The organism is Pelatocladus sp. (assembly GCF_059505505.1).
The window spans coordinates 1-11,243 of the sequence record NZ_JCACKS010000073.1 but is presented as its reverse complement, the minus strand read 5'-3'; the positions used below and the strand labels follow the sequence as shown (position 1 = coordinate 11,243).

General features: G+C 39.1%; 9 protein-coding genes. 2 read left to right on the top strand and 7 right to left on the bottom strand.

What is annotated here, in order from left to right; all coding sequences use genetic code 11:
- Positions 1 to 83 precede the first annotated feature (83 nt).
- The 5 genes from AC5JMK_RS07135 to AC5JMK_RS07115 form a co-directional block, all read right to left on the bottom strand.
- Positions 84 to 1,070 carry a GntR family transcriptional regulator gene (locus tag AC5JMK_RS07135; RefSeq protein ID WP_096679382.1) on the bottom strand — a complete coding sequence of 329 codons (987 nt, stop codon included), beginning with the start codon at positions 1,068 to 1,070 and terminating at the stop codon, positions 84 to 86.
- 267 nt (positions 1,071 to 1,337) lie between these two features.
- The gene (locus tag AC5JMK_RS07130; protein WP_495909742.1) at positions 1,338 to 1,781 is read right to left on the bottom strand and encodes a hypothetical protein; all 444 of its coding nucleotides are present in this window, start codon (positions 1,779 to 1,781) and stop codon (positions 1,338 to 1,340) included.
- Between the two features lie 146 nt (positions 1,782 to 1,927).
- Complete coding sequence (locus AC5JMK_RS07125; RefSeq protein ID WP_096679380.1) at positions 1,928 to 5,065, bottom strand: efflux RND transporter permease subunit; 3,138 nt, start codon at positions 5,063 to 5,065, stop codon at positions 1,928 to 1,930.
- Between the two features lie 243 nt (positions 5,066 to 5,308).
- Positions 5,309 to 6,679 (bottom strand): efflux RND transporter periplasmic adaptor subunit, encoded by a 1,371-nt coding sequence (locus AC5JMK_RS07120; protein WP_495909741.1) that lies wholly within the window; start codon positions 6,677 to 6,679, stop codon positions 5,309 to 5,311.
- A 206-nt stretch (positions 6,680 to 6,885) separates the two neighbouring features.
- Positions 6,886 to 7,503 (bottom strand): TetR/AcrR family transcriptional regulator, encoded by a 618-nt coding sequence (locus tag AC5JMK_RS07115; RefSeq protein ID WP_096679378.1) that lies wholly within the window; start codon positions 7,501 to 7,503, stop codon positions 6,886 to 6,888.
- A gap of 268 nt (positions 7,504 to 7,771) precedes the next feature.
- Between AC5JMK_RS07115 and AC5JMK_RS07110 the strand changes: the two genes are divergently transcribed.
- Together AC5JMK_RS07110 and AC5JMK_RS07105 are read left to right on the top strand one after the other, a co-directional pair.
- Positions 7,772 to 8,350, top strand: a complete 579-nt coding sequence (locus AC5JMK_RS07110; protein WP_495909740.1) for a TetR/AcrR family transcriptional regulator — start codon at positions 7,772 to 7,774, stop codon at positions 8,348 to 8,350.
- 468 nt (positions 8,351 to 8,818) lie between these two features.
- Entirely contained in the window at positions 8,819 to 9,865 is a 1,047-nt protein-coding gene (locus tag AC5JMK_RS07105; RefSeq protein ID WP_096679373.1) for a 3-deoxy-7-phosphoheptulonate synthase, read from the top strand.
- A 155-nt stretch (positions 9,866 to 10,020) separates the two neighbouring features.
- On the opposite strand, the gene AC5JMK_RS07100 is transcribed toward AC5JMK_RS07105, so the two are convergent.
- Together AC5JMK_RS07100 and AC5JMK_RS07095 are read right to left on the bottom strand one after the other, a co-directional pair.
- Positions 10,021 to 10,194 (bottom strand): hypothetical protein, encoded by a 174-nt coding sequence (locus AC5JMK_RS07100; RefSeq protein ID WP_495909739.1) that lies wholly within the window; start codon positions 10,192 to 10,194, stop codon positions 10,021 to 10,023.
- 92 nt (positions 10,195 to 10,286) lie between these two features.
- Positions 10,287 to 11,243 (bottom strand): thioesterase domain-containing protein (locus AC5JMK_RS07095; protein WP_495909738.1); only part of this gene is annotated, 957 nt, incomplete at its 5' end.

The window sequence follows — 11,243 nt, the reverse complement described above, 5'->3', positions numbered from 1 at the left end:
GAAAGCTTCCAGAAACATATTGCAGCTTTTTGGAAATTTTGGTGCGTTTGCCCTGCTCTAGTAGGTTATAAATTAACGAAAACTTAATTTTTCATTTGAACAGCAACTAAGCGAGTTTTTAAAACAGAGAGACTAGCTCTATTAATGATGAAAGTAAAATTTATAACCTTTTCAGATTGAGGGCTAATTTCACATATATAATCGCACACAGATTTAGAAGCACAGATGATATCAGCATGATTGAACAACTGAAAATATGATTCAATGTTTTCAATATTTACTGACTTTAAGTTTAAGTGAGAAACGCCAGATTTTTCTAACATCTGTTTCATATTTTTTCCTTCGCCAGATTTTTGGCTAACAAGCAACACCTGACTGCCACGATTTAAACTTGAAATTTTTGTTAGAAGTTGTAAATCTGGTTCAAAATTTACCCCAATCACCTCCTGTTTTGGAGTTGTGATTTGAGTCAAATCCCATACGTACTGAGAATTTGTAATCACTAAATCAGAGGAATGAAATTCTTTCAAATCTACTGGTTGACCAGTTTGCAAATTTTCTAAATACAGCAAGGATAGAGGATGACTGATTTCTGATTGAAGAGAATGAAAATATAAATCAGCCTCAGATTGAAGAGATTCTACAAATACTATCTTCAAAGGAACAACTTGTTTACGCTCATGTGAACTTACTGCTACAGCATAAGCAGTCAATCCAAACTCAGATGCACTTAACTCCATTTGAGTTGCAATCAAAAAAGCTTGTTCTAAAACTCGATAGAGAGAATTGCGACTAATAGACTTTTGCAACAATTCACTTTTAGCAACAAAAGTTCCTTTTCCTCTTTTAGCTACTAGATATCCAGTTTCTATTAATTCTGAATATACTAATGCAATAGTATTGTGATTTATATTCAGGTCTTGTGCTAGTTGAATAACTGTTGGCAAGGAATCTCCAGCTCTTAAATATTCTATTGCAATCAATAGCTTAATTTGTTCAGAAACCTGAACAGCAATTGGGAGAGGAGCATGGGCATCAATAGCTATAGGTAGTAGGTTAGACGAAGACATCAAAATAAATAAAAACTATAAACTGTTATTATTTATTTTAATTAAAATTGAGCTAACTGACGACAATATATGAGCGATTTCATATAGCAGTTTGCAATTGGATTCAGGACAATATAAAAAACAGAAACAGATGCACACTGATTAAGCTGTACTTCATTCAAACGAGAAGCGCTATATTCTCATTTTTTTCTCAAAGATAAATATCTTATAGATAAAAATCTTGATATACTTTAATTCAGATGCAGTTATATTCACATAATTTTTAAATTAATCTAATGTTCTATAAAATATATCTATTTTATCTCCTTCTTGATAAATTACTTCAATTTTCTTAATTTCTGCTACTAATTTATGAACGACTTGATGAAGATAAAACAACCATTTTCTATGCCGCTTTAGGTAGGAAAAAAGCTGCGAATTATCACAATCAATTCTGATAAAACTGTTTTGAGGCCAAAAACAAGCATCAATACTACAATTCTTCAAAAGCTCTCTTGTAGAGTTATCTAACTCTATCAAAATCTGCTGATTAAGTGTTAGCGATAAAGTGCTAATTTGCTCTAATTTTAACTGGGCTAACTCTAAATTATCTACTGTGTTTTGTTTGCTTGTATAATATGATGTTTGCCTCCTAGATGCTTCAGGATCAAGTAGCTCAACTTTCACAGTTTGCTTCCTAGATGCTTCACGGTCAAGTAGCTCAACTTTCACAGTTTGCCTCCAGATATCTTGCTTGGTAGCACTTTTGGACAGAGGCAGTGCTTTAGATAGAGTAAAACTTCCTGCCACTGTTAACTTTACAACTCTCAGTTGATTTAATAGCTGACTAATCAAATTAGCAAAAGCAGAGTTCAGACTCAAGCTTGTGCATCCAACTCTGACAGTTTGCTGCCAAAAGAACTGATTTTAGAACGTCTGCGTGCCAAGACCAAAAAGGCAGGAGGTACGCAATAAAGGGATAATTGAGTAATGCCAACCAAACCACCAATCATGACGATCGCAAAAGGTGGCCAAAAACCTGTACTATCAAAAAGCAAAGGGAAAAAACCACACATATCGGTAATAGTGGTAGAGATCATGTGACGTGTGGCATGAACCACAACCTCACGCACTCCTTGGCGATCGCCTTGTTGAGCAAGGGAGTCTTCTAACAAAGCGGCCAAAACAACCGTGGCTTCATTAATTCCTATACCTATGAGCGTAATCGTGGCAAGGATAGAAGTAAATCCAAACGGATAACCAAAAACACTCAAAGAGCCTAACCCAAAACCCGCAGCAAGTATAGCAATTAATCCGAGTACCCCTGCTATCGCAAAAGAATTAAAAGTTAGCACCAGCGTCCCCACCATCAGCACCAGCAATACACTCACGGTTGACAAGAGATTCGTAACTGCTGTACTTCGTATTTCTGCCTCACCTCCAAAATCTAATGAGTAACCTGGGGGTAACTGAAAGTTACTAGCTGCTAAACGGTGTTGGAAATCTGCTAGAACTTTTGCTGGTAGTACCCCAGCACTCAGCAATCCCTGCAATTTATTTACCCTTTGCCTATTGCGTCGAAAAATAGTTGCCACATCAGGCATAAGTTGAACATCACCCATAGCTGAGAGGGGAATCCTGGCACGTTCTTGACCTGATGTTGGAGTGTTGTTTGATAGCAAATCTAAGGAAGAAATTTGATCCAGGTTCCCACGCTTGGAATTTGACAAGCGCACACGCACTGGCAGATTTTCCGTATCCTCCAAAACTGAGCCACCCACAGCACCCTCTAAGCTATTATCTAACTGCTGGGCGATCGCACTCTTATCAAGTCCTGCTAATCTTGCTTCTTCTTCGTCAATTTTTAAGCTCAGTTTCGGCAAAGCCTCAGCTAAAGTGGCGCGAGTGTGGAGTACATCAGGAACTTGATCTAATACTAACCGCATTTGGTTTCCCAATTCTCGCAAGTATTGCAAGTCAGGGCCGTAAAGCCGTAACTCAATTGGAGCCTCAAATGGTGGACCCTGCTCCAATTGTCGCGCCCAAACTATAGCTGAAGGAAATGCCTGATCCAACTCTTTTTGTAAAGTTTGAATCACTGGCAATGGTGACACATTGGGTTGCAGTTGCACTAGACCTTGGGCATAATTAGAGGAATTATCACGATTGTTGATGATGTTGTAGTAAATTTTAGGAGCGCTTTTACCGATAAACCAATGAACATCAGTGACTTCTGGGTGCTTTTGGATTAACTGCCGTGCTTGTAGAACACTAGATTCAGTTTTTTCTAATGATGCTTGGATTGGTAGCTCTAACTCAATGTAAAACTGATCCCGACCTGAAGGTGGAAAAAATTCCATATCTAAATGGGGAGCTACAGCAAAACCAGCTATCGGTAAAATCAGAGACATGCTTATTGCTATAACTGGTCTAGCAAGAGCTTTATCCAAAGTCCAACGGTAAACTCGCGTGAGTTGAGGATGAGAAAAGCCTGTTTCCCACCAAACATCCCGGCTAGTATGGCCCCTATGAGTCCAATCATGCAACTTTCCAGCCACCGCAGGTAAAATAGTTAACGATGTAATTAAGGAAGCGATAAGTCCCAAAATTGAACTCAAACCAATAGTACCAGTGAACTCCCCCACACCCCCAGGAGCTAAAGCAATGGGCAAGAAAGCTAAAACAGTGCTAATAGTAGAACTCAAAAGTGGAACACCTAAGTGCTTAATACTATCAGCGATCGCCTGTTCTGGAGCCATCCCTTCATGCAAGCGGACTTGCACTTCATCAACCACAGCAATGGAGTTATCAACCAGAAGACCCAAGGCAATAATTAGTCCTGTAATCGACATTTGATGCAATGGCACCTTTAATACTTGCATTGCTCCAAATACTATTAAAGATGACAGAGGCAAAGTGACAGCAACAACCAGTGCAGATCTCCAGCCCATCATAAAATAGAGGACAATCATCGCCAGGACTGAACCAATTAGCAATTCCTGGAGGACAACACGAATGCGGGCTGCTACATAATTGCTCTGATCAAGGAGAACTTTTAAACCAATACCACTTGGTAACTGGGCGCGGAATTTTTCTATAGTTTGATCAGCAGCATGTTTCCAATCGTCAAGACGTTTCTCCGGTTCCACCAGCACCTCTAGGGTGATCGCTGGCTGACCACTGACTAAAGCCAAACTGGCAAGCGGCTCAACCGTTGCTTGTTTAATTTGAGCAATATCACCCAAGCGAGTAAATTGACCTGAGTTGCCAAAACGAATAGGAATGCGGTTAATTCGTTCTAGCGAATCAAGTTCGTCTTCAACTTCAAATAACAGATCGTTATTTGAACTACGTAGCTGACCAGCTGCTACCTTGGCATCGCTTGAAAGAATCTGCCTTGATAATTCTGGCACTGTCAGACCAAGAGAAGCTAAATCTGAAGGCCTAATCTCAACGATGATTTCTTCATTGGGATCGCCAAACATTTCTACTTTTGTTGTGCCTGGAATATAGCGTAGTTGATCTTTAAGTTCCTCACTCAGACGACGTAGAATTGTATAGTCTGTGGATTGCTTGAGCTTCCAAGTCAGGGCAACAATCAAAGCATTGGCTTTAATTTCTAGTTTTTCAAACCTGGGTCGTGAGGATTCTGACGGCAGTTGTGGAATCGCATCTGTAATGCGATTGCGTACACGTGACCAAACTTCGTCAGCATCCTTACCCTTGACTGTGTCCTTCAGTTCGATGGAGATAATTGAGAAGCCTGGACGTGAGGTAGATTCAAGGTTTTTAATCTCTTCAATATCAGATAATTCTTCCTCAATTTTATCAGTTACTAGGGTTTCCACACGCTCGACAGTTGCTCCAGCAAAAGCAGTTTTAATTAAAGCATTGCGCTGAGTTAATACAGGATCTTCAAGGCGGGGCATAGTCAGAAAAGCAGAGATTCCCCACACAACGATCAAGCAAATTGTCAGAAGTAGTAATTGGACATTGCGGTAAAACAGAGTTGACATAATTCTGACGCCCTTTTTTAACAGTTATCAGTTACCAATTTGGTTGGGTAACATTTCACATTGTTGGTGAGTGTTGGTGGGTTTAAATCTTGCGTCGTATACCTGATAACTGCGGCTAGTACTGTTTGCTGAATTGAATATGTGTACAATACCTGAGTCATGTTGGATTGTTTGGCGTACCAGTCAGCGATCGCTTTCTCTAAAATAAATTTGGTTATTCTCCCTTGTCTGTCTTCCCTTGTCCTAAGAGCCTGCGATATGTACTAGCTGACCAGGTACAATTCTTTGTATTCCGTCAATAATCACATTCTCACCAGGCTGAATTGCTCCCTGAACTAAAACGCGATCGCCCTCGGTATGCACAACTTCCACGTCCCGACGTTCGACGCGATAAGGTTTTGTTGCATTTGCATTCGCATTCGCTAAGGATAAATTCTTTTGAGAATTTTCTATCTTAGTTAAGGCATAACAAGACCACAAGCCACGTTTTCCTTGTACAAGTGCTGAGATTGGCAACCAATATCCAGTAGTTGAGATGGTTTGAGCAATTTTTAATCGCCCGATTTGTCCAGGTGCCACTGATTGCTTTGCCGACTGATCTAATGCCAGAATGACGGTACGAGTACGGGTAGCTGGATCAATTTCTGGCAAAATAGATGATACTTTCGCTCCGTAAGTTGTTTCCCCAATTTGAACACTTTGCTTATTACCTACTTTGATTTGGGAAAGCAATGATACAGGAATACCAATCTCTAATTCAGGTTTAACATCTTCCATGAGGCGCAGCACTGCTTGACCTGCATTCACAACAGTTCCTTCATCCAACCGTCGAGCCGCAATGATCCCAGCAAAAGGAGCTTTAATAGTACTTTTTGCTATGGTGATTTCGATATCAGCAATGCTGGCTTCTAGTTGTTTGACTGCTGCTTTTTGAGCTGCTATTTGTTCTTTACGTGTTCCTGCCAATAATTCATTTAAATTACTTTTAGCTGCCGACAGACGCTCAAACAAGGCATTAGAATTAAAGGCTACTTCGTCATATTGCTCTTTTGAGATTGCTCCTGTTTCATATAAATACTTGCGTCGGGAACGTTTTAGATGTTCCAGTTTTAATTGTTCTTCTATTTCTTTAACTTGAGCACGAGCAGTTGCTATATCTTCGTTGCGAGGTCCAGTCTGGAATTCTTCCAATACAGCTACAGATCGGTCTTTTTGAGCAATTAATTCTTGGCGTTTAGCTTCTAAGTTGGTGGTATCAAGCTTGGCTAAAGCAGCTCCAGTAGTGACCCGATTCCCCCGATCAACACCAAACCAAACTAGCTTTCCCCCTCGCTCAAAACCTAGTTCACTGGCTCGAACCGCCTCTACTTCTCCTGTGTAGGTTCGTGAGACTTGATAAGACTTTACTGGCTTGACATTTGTAGTTTTGACAGTGAGAAGATTGACATCTGAAGTACTTTCTACATTTCGCTTCTCTATTGAGAAGCGTGTGATACCAATAGTCAGGCCAGATAGCAGAAGGATGCTGCCTATTAGAGTTAGCCTTCTGGTTGTTGACTTGAAGTGAGGTATTACCTGTTTAAACGCAAGCTCATCAGATGACTTAGTTTTCATGGCTCTTATCCTTCAATAGCGATCGCAACATTGCCTCGATCCACTACTTGCTTGCATTTGGAATGGGGCATATTTAGACCTCATTTACAAATAATTATGTTGATTATGTTGCTGAAAACTTGCACCTATCAATTTTTTAAGCTCTCTTGAAATTTGCCAAATCTCAAAAAAACTAGACCAGTCGGTCTTTAAAAGAGCAAAAAAATTTATCTGTGTTCAAGTTCGTCTTGTAGAGAAATAAGGCTTATCAAGTACTGATTTAAATGCTCAATCACTCTTTGCATGTGAATACGCTTTCTGTAGAGTTGGCTCATCATCAACGCTCCTTCAAGATTAGCAATGACAATGGTTGCAACTACATCTGCCTCTACAGTCTGAGAAATTTCACGTTCAGCAATTCCCTTTTGAATAATTTGACAAATCAGTTGTCGCCAACTGTTCATTGCCTCCTGTGTCTTTGCACGTAAAACAGAATTTGTATCGTCACTTTCAATCGCTGTATTCAAAATCGGACATCCACCAGGAATAAGTGGCTCACCAAGCACAAAACTTAGGTATACAGAAGTGATAGCTTGTAGGCGTTCAATCGCATGGGTTTTTCCTTTAACAGCATCAATAAAACGCTGATTGACAAGGTTAAAGGCAAGGTCTAAAGCATGTAGTGCTAACTCTTCTTTACTTTGAAAGTGATTATAGATTCCTCCTTTTTGCAATCCTGTAGCCTGCATAATATCTGACATTGAAACACCACTATAACCCTTCTGGTTAAACAGTTCTGCTGCCTTTCTAAGAATTTTTTCTCTGGTAATTTTTGCTTTGGACATTTGGCATCGTTATTCACAGACCGTTTGGTCTTTAGTCAATATTGCAATGTTATCAGAAGGAATCTTGTATGACAAGAGGTAAAGCAATATATTTTTGGATAACTATAAGATAATACGGTTCAGTTAAGCAGTATTACTGAAAGTCAAAATTGGATGTAATCCTTTCCAAGTCAACATTCCCAATCTCCAACGACCAAATACTTGGTACAAATGCCTCACAATCCGGCATCATTGTTATATGATGACCATCATTTACTCATATTGACCTATGCGCTACAAAGACGAACACAAAATAGAAATCCACCGGCGGATCGTCGAATCCGCGTCGAAGGAATTTCGGACTCACGGATTTAAAGAAGTCGGAATCGCCAAGCTCATGGGCGCATTAGACCTGACGCACGGTGGATTTTATGCCCACTTTGCCGACAAGGAGGATCTCGTTGCAGAGTCGTTGGCGTTGGCACTGAACCAAAGTTTGGATGCCATGCTAGTTGCCCTGGAAGCAGGGGGTTTCCCAGCCATGCTTGACTCTTATTTGAGCGAGAATCACCGAGATCACCCGGCATCGGGATGTCCGCTCCCTCCACTCTCAGCCGAAGTAGCGCGACGATCCCCATCAACGCGAAAAGCTTTCACAGAAAAATTGTCGGAGGTCTTCAATGCTATTGCCAAACATCTGCCTGAGACAACATATTCGCAGAAACGAGGCAAGGTCAGCTTCATGTTCGCGGCCATGGCTGGAGCGGTGTCACTCGCACGAGCGGCTGCAGATCCGAGCCTAAGCAAGGCTATTCTTGAATCCACCCACGAGTACCTGCTGAATCTTGTCAAGGAAGAACTCAGCTAACAATGAAAACAGCTTTATCCTGCTGCTTAAAAACGTGGGATTGAAGCAAGGACGCTTTATACCGAGACGCGTAGCGCGAGGTATAATTATTTTTCGCGCATTGGGCTTTATACCCACGACTGAAGTTTTTATTCATACTTCCAGCCTTCTGCCCTCTGCCTTTCTTTGTAATTAAAACTCGTCGTTTGCTAATAGTAATAACACAAAAAATGGTATGTAGAGAGGTGAAATTATCCTGGGGGAAGCAAACTACGCCTTTCTATAAATAATTGTGAACTTAACTGAACCGTACAAAATAATAATTTTAAATTAAACAATTAATTTAAAAAATAATTTCAACTCTGGATTAAATATAATTTAATCTTTTTTAAGTTAATACATACAAAAATTATAAATCAAAAAAAAAGAAGCCACTAATTTTGATTTATAATAATTTATGTTATACACAATGTCAGTGTTCCATTTACCATGCAAGACAAATTATTTAATACTCACATTGAAAGCTATCACCCTTTATTAACTCCAACTGAGTTAAAATCAAGATTACCTTTAACAAACTTGATTCAACAAAAAATTCTCAAATATAGGCAAGAAATAGAAAACATTTTAGATTTTAAAGATAGGAGAAAATTCATAGTAGTTGGCCCATGTTCTATCCATGACACAAAAGTAGCAATTGAATATTCCCATAAGCTCAAAAGTCTAGCAGAACAAGTTCAAGATAAACTCTTGCTTGTGATGAGAGTATATTTTGAAAAGCCAAGAACAACAGTCGGATGGAAAGGACTAATTAATGACCCTGATATGGATGATTCTTTCCATATAGAAAAAGGATTATTAATGGCACGCAGCTTATTGCTAGAAATTGCTGAATTGGGATTACCCGTCGGTACAGAAGCACTCGATCCTATAGTACCTCAATATATTAGCGAACTGATTACGTGGTCTGCAATTGGAGCACGCACGACCGAATCGCAAACTCATCGTGAGATGGCGAGTGGGCTTTCAATGCCTGTAGGTTTCAAAAACGGTGTCGATGGTAATATTAGTATGGCTTTGAATGCTCTCCAATCAGCTAAAAAACCTCACCATTTTTTAGGAATTAATCAAATAGGAGAGGTGAGCATCTTTAAAACTAGAGGAAATGCCTACGGTCATATTATTTTACGAGGCGGTAATGGTAAACCAAATTATGATGTAGACAGTGTTAAACAAGTGGAAGAAAAATTAAAAGGAGCGAATTTATCACCAAGAATTATTATCGATTGTAGCCACGGTAATTCAAATAAAGATTATAAATTACAAGCTTTTGTCTTTGAAAATGTTATTCAACAAATAGTTCATGGTAATACATCAATAGTTGGCATGATGCTGGAATCAAATTTATATGAAGGTAATCAAGTGATTCCTAGCAAAGAACAGCAATTAAAATATGGTGTTTCTGTGACAGATGGGTGTATTGGTTGGGACGAAACAGAAGAGATTATTTTAGCTGCTTATAGGCAACTAAAGTAGAACAAAATATCTATAAAAATAACCTGCTTGCTATTTGAGCAAGCAGGTCTTAATTAAAGGGATCGTTTGAGAACTTTGTGTATAATTAATTCTGCTTGAGTACTTAAAAAAGCTCTTTAGAGGGAACGGGGAGCGGATGACCTTGGCTGGGTTGCCTACAGCAACAGTATAATCAGGAATATCACTTGCAACAACTGCCTGAGATCCAATGACTGCTCCGTTACCAATCCTAACTCCTGACAAAATGGTTGCACCGTAACACTCACTCGACTGTCTTTGATTGTGGATGCTAACCATAAAAGCGGAGATTTGTAGGTGTGATAAGCCATAACGAAGTTCCTTTATCTGGACTTACATACTCCATAAATGTGCCATTTGCAAATAATCCATCAAGATAGATTTAAATGAAATATTTCAATTCTTAATTATGACTGAGAATCTCATTAATAATAGTAGCGTTTTGATTGAGATAGGGAGGATCAATCATCTCACGATGAACACCATAAGCATAATGATTGATTAGTTTACTCCTTGTCGCTTTTATCCAATCATCTTTAACATCATAATTGCCCTCAGCACGGATGAGATGAATAGTTCCATTAATTTGCACATTTTTTATGTCTGAATGCCAGAGGAAATTAAAGTATTCCCAAACTTGATTGTAGGTGCGATCGCGTAACTTTTGATTCTCCATAAAGTAACGTCTTAATTCCTGACGTTTGGGATTTAACAAGAAACTATCAACACCTTCTATAATTTCTGACATTTCAGCTTGTTTAGCTTCACGACCGCCTCTGTAAGTATCTAATAAAATGACATCAGAAACCACGCGATCGCGACTTTCTAATTTTTGAGCCATCAACATTGCCAAAAAACCACCTGCTGAATGTCCCATCAATTTTATATCTTGATTTGTTGCTAGATGATCTATCAATGCTGCATATTTTTCTAAACTTGCTTCATCGGCAATATATCTAAAAGTATAGATAGCATAATCGCTTAAATAATCAGCTAAATTTGCATAAGCTGCGGCAAATCCCAGGGCTGGAGGAAACAAAAACGCAGCTTTTTCTCGCTGTTTATTAAAAACCACATAAGCACGTTCTTTAGGTTGGATATTCATCTCTTGAGCGTAGATAATATACTCGCTCAATTCTGCTAATGTTGGTTTTTCATAAATCATCGACAAAGGAATTTCTATCTCAATATCTTGATAAATTAATGCCATGAGATTCATAGCATGTAATGAATGACCACCTAAATCAAAAAAATTGTCATACACTCCGATTTTGGAAACCTGTAGGACTTGTTGCCAAATGTTTGCTAAGATGCTTTCTGTTTGATTGCGTGGAGCTAAATATGCTGATTCTACTATCGA

Bases quoted from the DNA above. Each gene is read 5' to 3' on its own strand.
- AC5JMK_RS07135 (WP_096679382.1), bottom strand. From the start codon at position 1,070: ATGTCTTCGTCTAACCTACTACCTATAGCTATTGATGCCCATGCTCCT.
- AC5JMK_RS07125 (WP_096679380.1), bottom strand. From the start codon at position 5,065: ATGTCAACTCTGTTTTACCGCAATGTCCAATTACTACTTCTGACAATT.
- AC5JMK_RS07120 (WP_495909741.1), bottom strand. From the start codon at position 6,679: ATGAAAACTAAGTCATCTGATGAGCTTGCGTTTAAACAGGTAATACCT.
- AC5JMK_RS07115 (WP_096679378.1), bottom strand. From the start codon at position 7,503: ATGTCCAAAGCAAAAATTACCAGAGAAAAAATTCTTAGAAAGGCAGCA.
- AC5JMK_RS07110 (WP_495909740.1), top strand. From the start codon at position 7,772: ATGCGCTACAAAGACGAACACAAAATAGAAATCCACCGGCGGATCGTC.
- AC5JMK_RS07105 (WP_096679373.1), top strand. From the start codon at position 8,819: ATGCAAGACAAATTATTTAATACTCACATTGAAAGCTATCACCCTTTA.
- AC5JMK_RS07100 (WP_495909739.1), bottom strand. From the start codon at position 10,194: ATGGCTTATCACACCTACAAATCTCCGCTTTTATGGTTAGCATCCACA.